Origin of the sequence: Gilliamella sp. Fer1-1 (assembly GCF_001690825.1) — a bacterium.
Lineage (GTDB): Bacteria > Pseudomonadota > Gammaproteobacteria > Enterobacterales > Orbaceae > Gilliamella > Gilliamella apicola_C.
The window spans coordinates 36,138-53,516 of sequence record NZ_LZGX01000038.1 but is presented as its reverse complement, the minus strand read 5'-3'; the positions used below and the strand labels follow the sequence as shown (position 1 = coordinate 53,516).

Sequence of the window (17,379 nt, the reverse complement as noted above, 5' to 3'; positions counted from 1 at the left end):
ATAAATTTTAAACTGTAATATAATCATTTAAATATGCAATATTTTCAATCATTAAAATTGCTTTTATACAGTTTTGCATAAATGCCATCTTTATTTAATAAATCTGAATGAGAACCTTTTTCAATAATTTTTCCTTCATTCATAACTAATATTTCATCTGCATTTTCAATAGTTGATAACCGATGAGCGATAACGATAGATGTTCGCCCTCTTTGTAGTTCTTCTAAGGCTTTTTGTATTGCTCGTTCTGACTCCGTATCTAGGGCTGATGTAGCTTCATCTAAAATAAGAATTGGCGTATCTCGTAATAAAGCTCTTGCTATTGCAATACGTTGGCGTTGACCTCCAGATAATAATACTCCACTCTCTCCGACTATAGTATCAAAACCCTTTTCTAATCCTTTTATAAAATCATAGGCATAAGCTTTTTTAGCTGCTTCTTCTATTTGATCCTGAGAATATTCGCCTACTCTCCCATAAGCAATATTATTAGCCACAGTATCATTAAATAGATGAACATTTTGCGATACTAGTCCAATTTGATTACGCAAGCTATATAAAGTTAAGTCTTGAATATCATAATTATCGATTAAAATTTCACCTTCTTTTACATCATAAAACCGGGTGAGTAGACTTGCAATAGTCGTTTTCCCTGATCCAGATCGTCCAACCAAAGCAATAGTTTTATATGGTTCTACAACAAAATTTATATCTTGTAAAGCTGGCTCTTGTCTAGTTTCATAAGTAAAATTAACGTTCTTAAATTCAATATTCCCTTTGACGCGATCAATGTTAATTTTCCCATTATCTTTCTCGATTGGTTGCTCGAAAATAGCAAACAACGTTTGGCAAGCTGCCATCCCTTTTTGGAAGTCAGCATTAACACTAGTTAAACTTTTTATCGGTTGCATTAACGCAACAAGTGAAGAAAAAACAACAGTAAATTGTCCAGGAGTAATATTAAGATCAGGATTACTAGCCATTAATAGCACAAAAGCAATAGCAAATGAGATTATCAATTGCACAATAGGTGTTGATAGAGCCGAAATAGACACAAGCCGCATGGAGTCACGCCTAAATTTATTACTTACATTATCAAAGTGTCTTGACTCCTCATCTTGGGCTCCAAAGAGAATAATTTCGCGATGCCCCTTTAACATTTGCTCAACTGACATAGTAACATTACCCATTGAGTTCTGCATATTTTTAGCTAATTTTCTAAACTTTATAGAAATAAAAGTAATTAAACCGATAACAACAGGCGTAATGATGATCAACGACAAAGATAGCTGCCAGCTATTGGTAAACATGGTATAAAACAAGCCACAAATAAACGCAGATTCACGTACTATCGTTATTAATGCATCAGATGATGAAGATGCAACTTGATCGGTATCATAAGTAATTCGCGATAATAATCTTCCCGTAGAGTTTTGATCATAATAACTTACTGGAGCATCAACAAAATGATTAAAAAGGCGTTGCCGAATTTTAAGGACAACTTTAGTTGAAATTAACGATAAAAAGAAAGCATATCCATAATTTGCAACACCTCGCAATAAAACTAACCCTAAGATATATAAAGGTGCCATCATTAAAAAATGCTGATCGTTTTCCACAAATCCTTTATCAAGCAATGGTTGCAATAAAGCGATAAGAGAAGTATCTGCAAAAGCGCTAAGGATAAGTAATATAACAGATACAAAAAGAATAAATTTGTGTTTAGCAATATAAGGCCATAATTTCAAAAAAGTTCGCCAAGTTGAAGAATCTCGATCAATTTTATTGATTAATTGATTATTATCTTTTTTCATAATGTATCTTTTAGTTAAGTATTAAATTGTAATTGATGCATTTTGGCATAAAGACCATTTTGTGATAATAAGGTTTCATGAGTGCCTTCCTCAATTATTTGGCCTTCATCAATAACTAAAATACGATCTGCTCGTTCAATTGTTGATAATCGATGTGCAATAATAATAGAAGTACGGTTTTTTTGTAAATGTTCTATTGCTTTTTGAACTAATCGCTCTGACTCATTATCTAAAGCTGATGTCGCTTCATCCAAAATCAAAATTGGATTATCACGCAGTAGTACTCTAGCAATGGCGATTCGTTGACGTTGCCCACCCGACAATAAAACACCATTATCTCCAATTTCAGTATCCAAACCATGTTCTAATTTTTCAATAAATTCCATAGCATTGGCTTGTTTAGCTGCATTTATAATATCTTGTTGGCTATATCTATCTTTCGCACCATAAGCGATATTATCAGCTATCGTTCCATTAAATAAATGGACTTGCTGGGAAACATAGCCAATTTGATTACGTAATGATTTAAGAGTGTACTTTTTAATATCTATAGAATCCAATAATATTTCACCTATTGAAACATCATAAAATCTTGGTAACAAGCTAGCTATAGTTGATTTACCAGCCCCTGAGCGTCCTACTAGAGCAACCGTTTCACCTTCTTTAATTTTAAAACTAATATTATTTAAAGATGGGGATGAATTGGTTGGATAAGTATAAGTAACTTTTTCAAATTCAATGCGGCCTTTTGCTCTTTTTAATTCAATAGTACCATTATCCTCTTCTACAGCCGAATTTAAAAGACCAAAAAGCGACTCACAAGCAACAGAGCCTTTTTGCAATTCAAGATGCACACTTGTTAACTCTCTTAAAGGGCGCATTACTGCGACCATAGCTGAAAAAACGACAGTGAATGAACCTGGTGTAATATCTAGTGTTTGACTAGCAACAAGGAATAATATAAACCCTAAGGCCAATGTTGCTACTAATTGAATTATTGGTGTTGATAAACCAGAAACGAGGATAATTTTTAAAATACCTCGCCTAAAAATTTTATTAATTGAATAAAAATTATCTTTTTCATATTTCTGAGCATTAAAAATCAAAATTTCTTTATGTCCTTTTAACATTTCATCGGCAGCAATCGTAATAGTCCCTATTCCTTTTTGTATTGAAACAAGCGCATGTCGAAATTTTTTTGCTATAAATTGAGCAATAAAAATGACTAATGGCACGACAACAATTAAAACAGAAGCAAGCTTCCAATTCCCATAAAACATTACTGCACATAAACCAATAGCATAAGCTATTTCTCTAACTAATATAATAAGTGCATCTGATGATGCTTTTGATAATAACTGAGTATTATAGGTTATTACCGTAACCAATTCTCCAACAGGATTTTTGTCGAGAAAGCTAACAGGGCTTTTTACTAAATGGTCGAATATTAATTGCCGAAATTTAGTCACTACTTTTCCCGATAACCAAGATAGACAATAAGTAGAACAATAATTTGATAAGCCACGTAACGCAATTAGCCCAATAATACCAATTGAAAAAAGAATCAATAGTTCATAATTTTTATTCATCAATCCATTGTCTAATAAAGGTTTTGTTAATGAAATTAAAGTTGCATCCGTTGCAGCATTGAATAAAAGGGCTATAATTGCAACAATTAATGCCTTTTTATGTGGGTAAATAAACGGCCATAATTGTTTTATGGTTTTTAATGAGCTATATTTATTTGACATAAGGAAGAAAAAAGTTAATTGGGTATTGGATTATACTATATATCAGCTTAGATTTTAAAATTTTATTACAATTCTTTTTCAGCTAGAAAAAATTTATTTTATATATATAATGATAAATTCTTGAAAAAGCTTTAATTCTCTAGTTTATTAAAATATTCTTATTTTAATAATAAAACAATAACTGAATTTATTCAGGAATGACGCAATAGGAAATAAGCAATGTATTTCAATTCAGATAATATTATAAAGAGAAAAATAAGATTTACAGCCAGTGATAACGTTAAACCATTAAACATTGCATATGGAATTGATAAAAATTTTTTCTTGGGTTGCGCAATTTCAATTACGTCTATTTTATTAACCAACACTAATTTAGGTGTTAGTTTCCATATATTTACAAATTACACTAGCGATGATATTGAAAACAAATTAGAAGAGCTTGCAAATAAATATAATACAAATATAACAATTTATTTAGTGGATGACCATAATTTATCTAACCTGCCTACAACTAAAAATTGGACAATTGCAACCTATTTTAGATTTATAGTAGCTGATTATTTTTATAAAAAAACAGATAAAATTCTTTATCTGGATGCTGACATTATATGCAAAGGATCTTTACAAGAATTGGTTACATTACAGTTTGACAATAATATTGCTTATGTAGTGACAGAAAAAGATCCAATATGGTGGAATAAATGTGCAATCAGACTCAATGAGCATAAATTATCATCAGGTTATTTTAATGCGGGATTCTTACTGATTAATCTCGAAAAATGGAAAGAATTTAATATAAATGTAAAAGCTTTAAAGTTACTTTCCGATTCAGATCTATCAAAAAATTTTACCCATTTAGATCAAGATGTATTAAATCTATTATTACGAGAAAAAGTTAAATACCTTGATAGGAAATATAACCAACAAGTGAGTATTAATTACGAATTAAAATACAAAACAAAATTAAAAAGCTATACCTCTATTACCGATAAGACAATATTGATCCATTATATTGGTCCATCAAAACCTTGGCATAAATGGGCTAAAGAATACGATTGCTCTAAGTATTTCCTTAAAGCTAAGTCAAGCTCTCCTTGGAAACTGACGCCTTTATTACCACCAACAACATCTAAGCAAATAAGGTATTGTGCAAAACATAGATTACACCAAAAAAAAATATTTTCAGGTTTAATTTGTTATCTAGTGTATTTTTTTAAAAAAATACACTAGATAACAAAAAATAATAGTATTATATAAAAGCGTCTCTAATAGTATTTAACATTACATCTGCACTATACTCATACAGAATCTCTAAAGGAACAGGTGAAAATTCAGACGCCAAAAACTCACCGATATTGGCGATATTTTGATAATCGAGAATAAAAATTTGCTCGGGTGAATAAAAATCATATTTCTTTATAGAGCTATTAGTGGTAATTAATTTTTTATTAAATAAAATAGCTTCAATAGCTCTTAAAGTCACTCCAGTTTGACCAATTTGCCCAATTTCTAAAATTATATCACTATTTTTTACTCTTTCTATATTGTCAAAATAACTGATTTTATTTCCTAATTTATAATGCTCGGATTTGTTCATAGAAAAAGCAATTTGATTTGAGCTATAATCAATTAAATTAAAGTCAGTTTTATAACCATTTTTATGCAATATAGGTGCAATATTATTAATAATCCTCACCCTATCGTCCCTATATTCACCTATAAAAAAACAAATTTTCATACTATTACCGAAATGATTTGGCTCACACCTTAATTTTTGCATTTCTGAATAAGTGAACGGTAAAAATTGGTTTAAATATGTAAAGCTATATTTACGACAATCCTCAAAATCAAAACTATAAATCTTATCAAAATGTGGAGTAATTTTATCTATATAATCTTCATCTTGACAAAGCCATTTTTTTTGATTTTTCATACTCTTGTTTAACGTTTCTATAGTATCGCGCAATACTAGAATTCGATGGCATTGAAGATTTTTAACCAAGTCAATAAATCCAGAAACAGCAAAGCCACTACATAATAAAATGTCATCGGTCTTTAATGTTCTTAATTTCATAAATTGATGAAATTTAATAAACCACTGCCTAGGGAGTTTCTTTCTTTCTAATATAAAATTAATATCCCTAAAATGCTTCATTAATTTGTTAAAAAGCACAACGTCATATTCATATTTTAAAATACCCACCATATACTTTTCATAATCAGCATTCCATTCAGCAAAATAAACAGTCATCAAATAACCTAAATAGATTTAATTTTAGAAATACAAGAAATTAATTGTTCTCTCCAATTTGAGCCAGATAAATCATATTTTTTCAATTTTTCCATGCTCATGACCGAATATAGTGGTCTTTTAGCTTTAGTAGGAAAAGATATAGAATTGATTGGGTAAACATCAGGCACCTGAAGCAATAACTTTTGTTTTAATGCTACATCAAATATCTCTTTCGCAAATAAAAACCATGATATAGATTTATCTCCACAATAATGATAAATGCCTCCGTCGGCATTTTTTTTAAGTAATTTAATAACTACTTTAGCAATATCTCCTGCATAAGTTGGGTTGCCAATCTGATCATCCACAACAGACAGCTTTGTATTTTCACTTGCTAACTTCAACATAGTTTTAACAAAGTTATTACCGTACTCGCTAAATACCCAAGAAGTTCTAATAATAATCGCTGATGAATTATTAGCTAAAATAGCGAGTTCACCTTTGCGTTTTGTTTCCCCATATACATTAATCGGATTAGTTTTATCATTTTCCTCGTAAGGATAATTTTTGGTCCCATCAAATACATAATCGGTTGAAATATGAACTAGTTTTGCATTGCATTTTTTAGCAACAATAGCCAAATTTTCAGAAGCAACAACATTAACCTGATAAGCTAAATTATAATCATCTTCTGCTTTGTCAACTGCTGTAAAAGCTGCTGTATTAACAATACAATCAGGTTTATACGTAGAGATATAATCCTCAACAGCTAAGTTATCAGTTATATCCAATACCTTACGATCAGTAGCAAATAACTCCCAATCTTTAGGAAATATATTTTTAAAACAGTGTCCCAATTGACCATTGGCTCCAGTTAATAAAACTTTCATTAGCTATTTATAACTCCTTTAAAGTTTTACCTAATTTGTCTTTATCGGATAATATAGGATTTGATATTGGCCAACTTATATTTACAGTTGGGTCATTCCAAAATAAACATTCTTCGGATGACGGATCATAATAACTGGTACATTTATATTCAAAATCAGCTATATCTGACATTACCAAAAAACCATGTGCTAGACCTGGAGGTATCCATAATTGAGTTTTATTATCTTCCGATAAAATCACACCTACCCATTTTCCATAAGTTGGCGAGTCTTTACGGATGTCGACAGCCACATCAAATACTTCACCTCGAACAACTCTAACAAGCTTTCCCTGAGGGTTTTCTTTTTGAAAATGCAGGCCTCTTAACACCCCTTTTTGTGAACGAGAGTGGTTATCTTGTACAAAGTTAAGTTCAATCCCTAACATTTTTTGATAACGCTTCTGCTCAAAGGTTTCTAAAAAAAACCCCCTGTGATCACCAAAAACTATAGGTTGAACTATTTTCACATCAAGAATATCTGTTTGGATCACTTTCATTATAATACCTATGACTCAATTAACTTAGCTAAATACTTTCCATATAATGTTTTACCTAAATTGGCTGATTCCTTACGCACTTGTTCCATACTTAACCAACTATTCCTAAATGCGATTTCTTCTAAACAAGCTACTTTTAAACCTTGTCTTTTTTCTATTACTTGAACAAATGATGAGGCTTCAAGTAAGCTATCATGGGTTCCCGTGTCGAGCCAAGCAAAGCCTCTTCCAAGTATCTCAACATTTAATAATCCCGCATCTAAATACATCTGATTAAGAGTGGTTATTTCTAGCTCTCCTCTTTCTGATGGCTTAACTTTTTTGGCCATTTCAACAACATTTTCATCATAAAAATACAAGCCTGTAACAGCCCAATCAGATTTTGGTTTAATGGGTTTTTCTTCAATGGAAAGCGCTTTAAAGTTTTTATCAAAATCAACCACACCAAAACGTTCTGGATCCATTACCTGATAACCGAAAATAGTTGCACCTTCTTTTTGAGCCACAACTTTTTCTAGTTTTTTCCCAAAACTTTCACCAAAAAATAAATTATCACCTAAAATTAGAGCACAACGTTGCTTTTGAATAAACTCTTCGCCAATTAAGAAAGCTTGAGCTAAACCTTCAGGTTTCGGTTGTTCCGCGTAACTAAGCTTAATTCCAAATCGTGAGCCATCCCCTAATAATCGTTGAAACATGGGTAAATCATCTGGCGTTGTAATAACTAAAATATCGCGAATTCCAGCCAACATAAGTACAGATAACGGGTAATATATCATTGGTTTATCATAAATTGGTAATAACTGTTTCGAGATACCTCTTGTTATTGGGTAAAGGCGGGTTCCTGAACCACCTGCAAGCACAATTCCTTTCATAAATATACCTTATTTAATAATACTTTGCTTCGTTCGTATATATGAGCCATCCTTAATATGCTCACACCAACTTTTGTTATTCAAATACCAATTTACAGTCTTACGCATTCCACTTTCAAATGTTTCTTGTGGTTTCCAACCTAAATCTTTAAAAATTTTGGAAGCATCAATAGCATAACGTTGATCATGCCCTGGGCGATCTGTAACATAAGTAATAAGTTCCTTATAAGAACTAATACCATTTGGTTTATTTGGAGCTAACTCCTCAAGTAATTCACAAACCATATTTACTACATCAATATTTTTTTGTTCATTATGTCCACCAATATTGTAAGTTTCACCAACTTTCGCCTTGGTTGCTACCAGATAAAGGGCTCTAGCATGATCTTCAACATACAACCAATCTCTTACTTGCTGACCATCGCCGTATATAGGTAACTGTTTACCTTCGAGAGCATTAAGAATTGTTAATGGAATAAGTTTTTCAGGAAAATGATAAGGACCATAGTTATTTGAACAATTGGTAACAATAGTAGGTAAACCAAAAGTTCTATGCCATGCGCGCACTAAATGATCACTAGAAGCTTTTGATGCTGAATAAGGACTACTTGGAGAATAAGAAGTTTTTTCCGTAAATAAGCCATTAGTTCCATGCAAATCACCGTAGACTTCGTCCGTTGAAATATGGTGAAAACGGAATGTAGATTGTTTACTTTTATCTAATGTTTTCCAATACGCCAAAGCAGCTTCCAATAAAACATAGGTACCTATTATATTGGTTTCTATAAATGCAGAAGGGTTATCAATCGAACGATCAACATGGCTTTCAGCGGCCAAATGCATAATAATATCTGGACCAAAATCAGTTATAGTAAAGTCAAGAGATTTTCGATCACAAATGTCAATTTGTTTAAAATAGAATCTACCATTTGTTGATACATTAACTAACGACTCCAAATTTCCCGCATAAGTTAATTTATCAACGACCAATACTTCATCCTCTGTGTGATTAATGGCATACCTAACAACAGCAGATCCGATGAATCCAGCGCCTCCAGTAATTAAAATTTTCATAAAATCCCCGCAGAACAATTTAGCTAATAACTTATATAATATATTTAAATTGCTTGATATGCATCCATTTTTAGTGGAAAATTAATGAACAGCTATTTTATTAAACTATAAATCATACTATAATTCATATAAGAATATAATTATATAGTGAAAAAACACAATGATTAAGAGAATAACCTCACATACGGCCTTAAAAGTTAAATTCCTAGGAATTACAATATACAAAAGAACATTCACTCCTAATGAGCAATTTTTCTTTAAAAAATTGCTCATAATCGAAAGGAACGATACACATAAAGTAATTAAGCTGCTAGGCATTAAGATAGCTTCTAGAAAAAGACCGATAAAAAAGAATATACTTAGTATGAATGCTGACATAACTAAAACAGAACAAATCTCTTCTGACCTGCCGAATTCTTTATGGTTAACACCTAAATCCCCACTAGATCATTCGTGGGAAAGCCTCAAATCAGCTAAATATACAACTAAAACCCGATGTGTTGTAATACTACCAGTTTACAAAGGTTTAGACGAAACTTTATGTTCGATTTACCATGCATTGAAAAGCAGAGTAACAGATCAATATAGTTTATTGATTATTAATGATGCTGGCCCTGATGAAAAACTAAATGCAAAGTTAGAAGAATTAGCTACAAAAGGATTGTTTGATTACCACTTAAATAAGCTAAATTTAGGTTTTGTTAAAACAATAAATTATGCAATTACTAATTTATCTCATGATCTAGATGTGATATTGCTTAATTCAGATGCTTTTGTTTTTGAAGGTTGGTTTGAACGGATGATCCAGTATGCAGATCAAGATGAGTCAATTGCAACAATAACACCTATGTCAAATAATGCTACAATTTGCAGCTATCCTTTTACATGTCAAGATAACAATAAAAATCTTGAAATTTCACCTGCAGAATTGGATAGATTAGCCTCTAATATAAATAAAGGGATATATATCGAAACCCCAACTGGTGTAGGCTTCTGTTTTTATATGAGAAGAAAAGTAATCGATAAAATAGGTATGCTTGATGATAATGCTTTTAAAGTTGGATACGGAGAAGAAAATGATTTTTGTATGAGAGCTATCCATGCAGGTTTTAAAAATATTATTATTGGCGATGTGTTTGTATATCATGTAGGATCGGTTTCTTTCTCTGCTACTAAAGCTGAAAATATGAAAAAAGGGGAAAATGCATTAAAATTAAAACACCCTAACTATCTTAATTTAGTTCATAATTTTATAAATGTAGATCCCGTTTTTATATTGCGACGTAATCTGGACATAGCAAGGTTGAAGTTAAAAACTGGACAAAAGGAAAGTATTGTAATTGTTTCTCATGCATGGGATGGGGGAATTAATACATATCTAGAGAGGGTTGTAAATCAATATACTAATAGAGGAATTAATTGTATTTTATTAAAAGTTCACGATAAAAAATTATATTCCATTTACTCTCATGAAAACGATCAATTTAATCTTTGTAATTTAAAAAACTTATCGTTAAGTTGTGATTTTAGCTTTTTAGATCTATTTTTTAAAACCATTCAACCAACTTTAATACATATTAATAGCTTTGCTGGTCTTGATTGGCATCACCACGAGAAACTCTTGTCTTATTTTTCTTCATCTGATTGGAATTGCAAATTCATTATTCATGATTATGCCTGTATGTCATATGATTATAAATTGCTAAAACCCGAATATACCTATGAAAGCGTACCTTCCCTAGCTCGAAGAAACCAATGGTATAATGTAAAAAATGTTCCTCTTGATTACGATATAAGTATTACAGATGCCTATGCGCGACATAAAGCATATGAACATTTTTTAAAAAAATGTATTAAGATTGAATCACCATCTCATCGAACTAGAGATATAGTACTAATGGATTTTCCTGATTTAAACATTGATGTTGTTCCACATGAGGATATAATTGGTAATATTTTACCAGCCGAGAGAAAAAAAGATAAAAACAAAATAAAAATTGCTTCAATTGGTGCTCTTAGTATTGAAAAGGGATCTCAATTATTAGCTACATTAGCGGTTGACTCAAAAAATAGGGATTTAAATTTATCTTACTTTTTAGTCGGGTTTAGTAACCCAGGTGATCAGCATGTGATGGAAACAAATGGCGTTACAGTTACTGGAAAATATGAAAATGATAAAGAATGCATTAATAAAATTAGAGAAATCTCCCCAGATTTAATAATATTACCAAGTATATGGGAAGAAACGTTTTCATATACTCTATCAATCGCTTTAGCGCTAAAAATACCTACGTTAGTTTTTAATATTGGTGCTCAAGCTGAAAGAACAGAAAACATTAATTGGGTCGTAAAATTAGATCCATTATTAATGAATAACCCAAGAGGCATTTCTGATTTAGTCGTTAATCTAAATATTGATAAACTATGGAAAGAAGCCAGAAAAAAATAAATTTTAATTGGCTATTTTATGGCTGAAAACACTAGAAAAATCTTATAACCAATCTTTTAAAATGATTTACTAACTTCTTAAAAGATTGGTTTGCTAATTCAAAGTTAATACACATTTTTGTTATATAACTTTTTTATTCTTCTTGCTAATTTTTTCAGAAATGTATTCTTATATTTCAAATATCGGCTTTCTAATTTATTATAAGATCTTAACAACGCATCATACTTTTCCAAGTTAATACTGTTATCTGATAATAAACGAGCATTGTGAATTAAAAGATTGTCAATTGTAGATGTTGATTCATTAAATTTTCCTAAAATAATATTATTTTCTGAAATTAATTGTTCATTATTAGATGTTAATTGGCTAAATCTTGAAATAAGCTCGTTATGGGCCATTGTTAATTTATTGAATTTCTCCAAAACAATGTTGTTTTCTAAAATCAATTGTTCGTTATTAGATGTTAATTCGCTCAATCTTGAAATAAGCTCATTATGGACCATTGTTAATTTATTAAATTTCTCCAAAACAATATTATTTTCTGAAATCAATTTTTCATTATTAGACGATAATTCATTGATTCTTAAACTGGTATCATTATATTTTATAGATAATTGGTTATATGCATTATAGTATTGTTTAATAGACTTAACTATTTCTGATTCGGATTTTATTTTTTGGCAATCATCTGAACTTATAACTCTTGAAGTAATATTTAATTTGGATGCTTTAATTATATCCTTTATATAGAAATCTAAACAATATTTAGCTGAAACTTCATCTCTAATTTTATGAATTTCCTCTTTAGCTCTTTCGTATCCAACAAGTATTTCTTCAATTATCTGACATTCGGAAATTTTTCTTAGACAACATCTTCCAGAATAGTTAAAATCCTCAGCCTTTTTATAGTTATTTATCAATAACCACCCTATTCCACCAAAATGGTCATAACAATAAACGGGCGTATCCCCCACAATAGCATATTGAACTGTTTTTCCAATAGTAATAACAGCATCAGAATCTTCAATCATTTTAGGTGTTAAACGCTCTGTATTCCCTCTGACGCCAATATTCACTACATTTAATGAATATTTATTTTTTAGTATTTCCATAGCATTAAGGATTTCTTCTGGAGGATGGTTGCTGACTAGCAGTATATTTTTTAAAGTTTTCCCAGCTGTGTTTTTTTCACGAAAAAATTCAGATGGAGATGCATTAAATAAAATATCACTAATATTAGTCGGTAAACCAAAATTACATAATTGGTTAAACGTTTCTTTACTATTAGCAAAAATTTTATTGGCAAGTAATCTCTCAGTATATAAACCCAAAGTTTCTAAATGCTCGTAAGGAGATAAATGAGCGAATATAAAATATGTTTTATTATTAAAACTGTCAATATGGTGATTAACAAGAATCGGCAACACCTGATGTTGAGCCCAAACTATATCATAATCGAAAGGGTTGGGTAAATCGTCAGTGGTTAATAAGTTGATGCTAGAATTTCGAACAATATCAGAAAATGGGGAACCAATATAATTTGCAACAATATCAACTAAATAATTATTTTTCTTGAAAGCTTCGGCGATTTCTAATGCTACCATTTCAGAACCACCAATACTCGCCATATGATTAGTACATATTAATGCTTTTAACATAAACTATAACCACTCCAATTAGCTATATCCATCCATAAATAAAAACTAAAGCTTGATATTCATAATATCATATTACCATCGTAAAAAATAGGCAAATACCACTATAGTTCCCCCTAAGCTAGTACAGTAGCAAAGTAGAAAATTTTCTATGTTTAAAAGTGGCATGCCTACACTTTTAATACCAAAAATAAGGCTATGAATTCATTTTATATTCAATTGGTGACTTGTAAGTTAAAGACGAACCAATCTACCTCTTGCTCGCTACGATTATCTTGAGCGATAAACTCACCAATAGTTTGATATTTCTTCCATCTAATGCAGATTTAGTGAGGCCATACAAAACTACAATATTCACTCATTTTTAGCTTTTAGATACAGCATTACCATCTGTTTTTTTAAACTCATAAAAAGCTGCGTTCTTCTCTTCTTGAAATGTAATTTGTCATTATTGACTTCTTTTGTTTATCATAACAATACAATGACTTAATAAAACTAGTACTAATTAGTTGTAATCCATCCAGCGTTTCTATTATGATTTTATATCATAAAATTGGCATTTATCTGTTTTTTGGCGAGATCACTTCTAACATTATTTAGCAAAATCACCGCCCTATCCCATAATCCCTCAACTTATTAGCAATAGCCGTATGCGACACGCCGAGCCGTTTAGCGAGTTTTCGGGAGCTTGGGTATTGGTCATAAAGTTTTAATAAGATTTCTTTTTCAAACTGCTTGGTTATTTCATCCAGAGTTTTATTTTCGATATTGTTCACCCATGATACTTGTGATTTAGGTGCTGGCAATACGATATTTTTAACCGTTAATATTGGGGTAGTTAATTGGGCTAATGCAGAGTATAGGATATTTTTAAGTTGTCTTACATTGCCTGGCCATGAATAGTGAACAAAGTAGTCAATAAGGTCATTATCGATCGCAGGTGGTATGAACCCTTGTTTATTGGCAAATTCATTAACAAAGATATGCATAAGTGGCAAAATATCATCTTTACGTTCTTGCAATGAGGGTAAATTGAGCGACAGTACATTAAGTCGGTAGTAGAGATCTTTTCTAAATTTACCTTGTTCGACTAAATCAGCTAAATCGACTTTTGTTGCACAAATAATTCTTACATCGACATAGACTTCATTATCGTCACCTACTCGCCGAAAGTAACCATCATTAATAAAACGTAATAATTTGGTTTGCATTTGAAAAGACATTTCATCAATGCCATCAAGCAATACTGAACCACCATTAGCTTGCTCAAAAAAACCTTTTTTACTTTCAATCGCCCCTGGGTAAGCGCCTGCTGCGTGCCCGTATAATTCACTTTCTACTACCTCATCAGGCATAGCTGCACAATTTAATGCTAGAAAGGTTTGATCGCCGCGAGGGCTATATTGGTGACAAGCATTAGCTAGTAAGTCTTTACCAGTACCTGTTTCGCCTGATATTAATAAAGGTTCACTTTGCATAGAAAAAGCTTTAGCTTGTGCAATAAGTTTTTGCATAACTAAACTTTGAGTGGCAAAGATATCGAAAGCATGGTGCCCGACGACTTTGATTTTCGACAATCGTTTTTTTAAGTAAGCAATTGGTTGCACAACAAAGACTGTTTTAGATGGATCAACCATTTTTTGCAATAAAAAGTGCTGAGAATTTAAAACGATGATTGCATCATCTTGTTCATTTATATTTATTGTATTATCAAAATTAAATGTTTTTTGATAATCAAAAGGTTGATTTAATACTAAAACGTTATGAGGAAATAATGCTTTAGCCGTATCATTATACGCAACTAGAAGTTGGTTATTATCAATTTCAATCATTGCTGCTTGCATATTCTTCCCACTTTTCACTAAGTTTTTTTAAATTATCACGTCGATGTTGCCACTGAGAGTTGTTTTTTAATTCAGCATAAGTGATTTTTGTATTAGTTAATAGATGTTTCGCTTTATTTGATATTAATGGATGAATCTTATTTAGCTCTGCTAATCTTTCTAAAATGGCAATAGTGCCTTGTCGATTATTACAAGCTAACAGTAGATCACAGCCTGCCGCTAATGCTGCTTGGGCTCGCTCGGCATAGCCTCCCATTATTGCTGCACCTTTCATCGATAAATCATCGGAAAAAATCACCCCCTCAAAACGTAATTGCTCACGCAGCACTGTTTTAAGCCAATAAGGTGAACCACTAGCGGGCAGATCATTAAAAGCAGGATAGATAACATGAGCAGGCATAATGGCATCGAGTTTTTTATCAGCGATCAATTTGGCAAAAATTTGCATATCGTGTTCAATGAGTGATTTTTCACGATGATCAATAGGTGTTTCTTTATGCGAGTCAGCAAGCACATGACCATGCCCAGGAAAATGTTTACCGGTTGTTTTCATTCCTGCAGCATGCATACCATCAATCATAGCAGCAGCAACTTGATAGGCGATATTGGCATCTTGATGAAATGAACGAGTGCCGATAGCAAGACAATGATGACCTAAGTCTAAAACGGGCGCATAGCTAAGATCGATATCAAAAGCAATAAGTTCCATTGCAAGTACCCAACCCGCATCAAAAGCTAACGATTTAGCTTGCTCAAGCTCATTAAGAGCCGCAAAAGATTGCGCAGGTGGAATAGCAGTAAAACCATCACGAAAACGTTGAACGCGCCCACCTTCATGATCAACCGAGATTAATAAACGCTGTGTAGAAACTGCCCGAATCTGTTTTATCAATTCTCTTAATTGAGTTTGATCCTGATAATTGCGACTAAATAAAATCACCCCACCAACCAACGGGTTTTGTAATAATGCCTTATCTTCTTCGGTTAATGATTTACCTTCAACATCAATCAGCAATGGTCCCATTATTTGTTATCCTCAATAACTTGATTTGATCCCTCGTTAATATTGGGTTGTTTAGAAAAATCTTTAGAGGTAGATCTAGCTAGAATTTCTCCACTTTGTGTTGAAATTAATTCCATTGCAAGATCTGCTCCATGGCTTTCATCAGGCACTTTATAGATAGTGGTGAAAAGAACATAGTTGGCATTTATTGACTTAGCCAACCCAATCATCTTACCGCGAGAAACTAACTTATCATCAGCTGAAATACCCAGCGTTTGTTTAGCTTGATTTATGACCTGTTTATTAACCACTGTGAACGTGTTTTGTTTATGCATTAATTGGTGTAAAGCTTCATCAATTTGATTGCTTGCAAGATAATCACCGCTACGATTTTGAATATCGCTAATTAAAATAAGCTTATTATCAGAACTTGCAAGTGATGTATTAGCCAACTTATTGATAAAAGGCGATAAGATTAAATGCCAATCCGTTTGTTTAACAATTTGAGGAGGCATTTCAATGACCGCCGTATCGCTAGACTGCGTTTCATCTACTGGCGGTTTCACTTCCACTTTTGGGGTATTGCTAATAAGATGACAGCCAGTTAACGCAAAAATTAATGCACTAGTAACAAATATACCTTTGAACTGTTTCATATAATGATTAACCTATTAATCGCCCTAAATTTTTACCGCCCAATAGATGCATATGAATATGAAAGACCTCTTGCCCTGCATCTTTGTTGCAATTCATGATTAAACGATATCCGCTTTCATCAATACCTTCTTGCTTTGCAATTTTAGCAGCAACGGTCACCATATGCCCTAATATCACTTCATCTTGTTCAGTAACATCATTAATAGTTGGAATAAGTTTGTTGGGAATAATTAAAATATGCTTCGGCGCTTGAGGAGAAATATCACGAAATGCCGTCACTTTATCATCTTGAAAAACAATATCAGCAGGGATTTCTTTTCGAATAATTTTACTAAAAATAGTTTCCTTCAAAATAATTTCTTGAGCCATCAAATTCTCCTTACTATGCATATACCTACAATTAACATTTTACATACTCAAGCATAACATATTTTAACAATAAAAATGTATAGAAATCGTTACATTTTAAAATGCATTTTACACCCTAAAAACCGTTCAGAAAACCTATTGATTTTATTTGAGTTTTTATTGTGAGTTATATTTTAATATCTCCTATAATTTGAAATACGCAAATGCAGAAGGGCTTGCTTATAACA

At 31.7% G+C, this 17,379-nt stretch carries 13 protein-coding genes and 1 pseudogene; 2 read left to right on the top strand and 12 right to left on the bottom strand.

Translation table 11 applies throughout. From position 1 onward, the window contains the following. Positions 1 to 44 precede the first annotated feature (44 nt). Together msbA (A9G28_RS05680) and msbA (A9G28_RS05675) are read right to left on the bottom strand one after the other, a co-directional pair. The gene (msbA, locus tag A9G28_RS05680) at positions 45 to 1,814 is read right to left on the bottom strand and encodes a lipid A ABC transporter ATP-binding protein/permease MsbA (RefSeq protein WP_065580036.1); all 1,770 of its coding nucleotides are present in this window, start codon (positions 1,812 to 1,814) and stop codon (positions 45 to 47) included. Positions 1,815 to 1,828: 14 nt separating this feature from the next. Next, the gene (gene msbA / locus A9G28_RS05675) at positions 1,829 to 3,565 is read right to left on the bottom strand and encodes a lipid A export permease/ATP-binding protein MsbA (RefSeq protein ID WP_065580035.1); all 1,737 of its coding nucleotides are present in this window, start codon (positions 3,563 to 3,565) and stop codon (positions 1,829 to 1,831) included. A 219-nt stretch (positions 3,566 to 3,784) separates the two neighbouring features. Here msbA (A9G28_RS05675) and A9G28_RS05670 point away from each other — a divergent pair, with 219 nt between their 5' ends. Continuing rightward, a complete protein-coding gene (locus tag A9G28_RS05670) occupies positions 3,785 to 4,795 on the top strand; it encodes a glycosyltransferase (protein ID WP_065580034.1) in 1,011 nt (336 codons plus the stop codon). A 19-nt stretch (positions 4,796 to 4,814) separates the two neighbouring features. Here A9G28_RS05670 and A9G28_RS05665 read toward each other — a convergent pair whose 3' ends face one another. The 5 genes from A9G28_RS05665 to rfbB are packed head-to-tail and all read right to left on the bottom strand — an operon-like array spanning position 4,815 to position 9,175. Continuing rightward, positions 4,815 to 5,816: a hypothetical protein gene (locus A9G28_RS05665; protein WP_065580033.1), complete on the bottom strand. Its 1,002-nt coding sequence runs from the start codon at positions 5,814 to 5,816 to the stop codon at positions 4,815 to 4,817. Positions 5,817 to 5,824: 8 nt separating this feature from the next. Further along, positions 5,825 to 6,688: a dTDP-4-dehydrorhamnose reductase gene (rfbD, locus tag A9G28_RS05660; protein ID WP_065580032.1), complete on the bottom strand. Its 864-nt coding sequence runs from the start codon at positions 6,686 to 6,688 to the stop codon at positions 5,825 to 5,827. 7 nt (positions 6,689 to 6,695) lie between these two features. After that, on the bottom strand, positions 6,696 to 7,226 hold the full coding sequence (gene rfbC, locus A9G28_RS05655) for a dTDP-4-dehydrorhamnose 3,5-epimerase (protein WP_065580031.1): 531 nt from the start codon (positions 7,224 to 7,226) through the stop codon (positions 6,696 to 6,698). An 8-nt stretch (positions 7,227 to 7,234) separates the two neighbouring features. Further along, positions 7,235 to 8,101, bottom strand: coding sequence for a glucose-1-phosphate thymidylyltransferase RfbA (gene rfbA / locus A9G28_RS05650; protein WP_065580030.1), 867 nt, complete (start codon positions 8,099 to 8,101; stop codon positions 7,235 to 7,237). Positions 8,102 to 8,110: 9 nt separating this feature from the next. Next, positions 8,111 to 9,175, bottom strand: coding sequence for a dTDP-glucose 4,6-dehydratase (gene rfbB / locus A9G28_RS05645; RefSeq protein ID WP_065580029.1), 1,065 nt, complete (start codon positions 9,173 to 9,175; stop codon positions 8,111 to 8,113). 160 nt (positions 9,176 to 9,335) lie between these two features. Between rfbB and A9G28_RS05640 the strand changes: the two genes are divergently transcribed. Next, positions 9,336 to 11,624, top strand: coding sequence for a glycosyltransferase (locus A9G28_RS05640; protein ID WP_081301512.1), 2,289 nt, complete (start codon positions 9,336 to 9,338; stop codon positions 11,622 to 11,624). Positions 11,625 to 11,728: 104 nt separating this feature from the next. Here A9G28_RS05640 and A9G28_RS05635 read toward each other — a convergent pair whose 3' ends face one another. The 5 genes and pseudogenes from A9G28_RS05635 to A9G28_RS05615 all read right to left on the bottom strand — a co-directional run bounded on the left by A9G28_RS05635 (position 11,729) and on the right by A9G28_RS05615 (position 17,137). Next, positions 11,729 to 13,282 carry a hypothetical protein gene (locus A9G28_RS05635; RefSeq protein ID WP_065580027.1) on the bottom strand — a complete coding sequence of 518 codons (1,554 nt, stop codon included), beginning with the start codon at positions 13,280 to 13,282 and terminating at the stop codon, positions 11,729 to 11,731. A gap of 602 nt (positions 13,283 to 13,884) precedes the next feature. Then, positions 13,885 to 14,748: pseudogene (locus A9G28_RS05630) on the bottom strand (sigma 54-interacting transcriptional regulator); the annotation flags it as partial. Between the two features lie 355 nt (positions 14,749 to 15,103). After that, positions 15,104 to 16,147: a beta-N-acetylhexosaminidase gene (gene nagZ / locus A9G28_RS05625; protein WP_065580025.1), complete on the bottom strand. Its 1,044-nt coding sequence runs from the start codon at positions 16,145 to 16,147 to the stop codon at positions 15,104 to 15,106. Next, positions 16,147 to 16,782 (bottom strand): hypothetical protein, encoded by a 636-nt coding sequence (locus A9G28_RS05620; RefSeq protein ID WP_065580024.1) that lies wholly within the window; start codon positions 16,780 to 16,782, stop codon positions 16,147 to 16,149. The genes nagZ and A9G28_RS05620 overlap by 1 nt, the downstream gene beginning before the upstream one ends. Before the next feature lie 7 nt (positions 16,783 to 16,789). Continuing rightward, positions 16,790 to 17,137 carry an HIT domain-containing protein gene (locus tag A9G28_RS05615; protein WP_065566941.1) on the bottom strand — a complete coding sequence of 116 codons (348 nt, stop codon included), beginning with the start codon at positions 17,135 to 17,137 and terminating at the stop codon, positions 16,790 to 16,792. Positions 17,138 to 17,379: the final 242 nt, after the last annotated feature.

What these genes read in the sequence shown, in the direction of transcription:
- A9G28_RS05620 (WP_065580024.1), bottom strand. Translation starts at nt 16,782, where the DNA reads ATGAAACAGTTCAAAGGTATATTTGTTACTAGTGCATTAATTTTTGCG.
- rfbB (WP_065580029.1), bottom strand. Translation starts at nt 9,175, where the DNA reads ATGAAAATTTTAATTACTGGAGGCGCTGGATTCATCGGATCTGCTGTT.
- msbA (WP_065580036.1), bottom strand. Translation starts at nt 1,814, where the DNA reads ATGAAAAAAGATAATAATCAATTAATCAATAAAATTGATCGAGATTCT.
- msbA (WP_065580035.1), bottom strand. Translation starts at nt 3,565, where the DNA reads ATGTCAAATAAATATAGCTCATTAAAAACCATAAAACAATTATGGCCG.
- rfbD (WP_065580032.1), bottom strand. Translation starts at nt 6,688, where the DNA reads ATGAAAGTTTTATTAACTGGAGCCAATGGTCAATTGGGACACTGTTTT.
- A9G28_RS05640 (WP_081301512.1), top strand. Translation starts at nt 9,336, where the DNA reads ATGATTAAGAGAATAACCTCACATACGGCCTTAAAAGTTAAATTCCTA.
- rfbA (WP_065580030.1), bottom strand. Translation starts at nt 8,101, where the DNA reads ATGAAAGGAATTGTGCTTGCAGGTGGTTCAGGAACCCGCCTTTACCCA.
- rfbC (WP_065580031.1), bottom strand. Translation starts at nt 7,226, where the DNA reads ATGAAAGTGATCCAAACAGATATTCTTGATGTGAAAATAGTTCAACCT.
- nagZ (WP_065580025.1), bottom strand. Translation starts at nt 16,147, where the DNA reads ATGGGACCATTGCTGATTGATGTTGAAGGTAAATCATTAACCGAAGAA.
- A9G28_RS05635 (WP_065580027.1), bottom strand. Translation starts at nt 13,282, where the DNA reads ATGTTAAAAGCATTAATATGTACTAATCATATGGCGAGTATTGGTGGT.
- A9G28_RS05670 (WP_065580034.1), top strand. Translation starts at nt 3,785, where the DNA reads ATGTATTTCAATTCAGATAATATTATAAAGAGAAAAATAAGATTTACA.
- A9G28_RS05665 (WP_065580033.1), bottom strand. Translation starts at nt 5,816, where the DNA reads ATGACTGTTTATTTTGCTGAATGGAATGCTGATTATGAAAAGTATATG.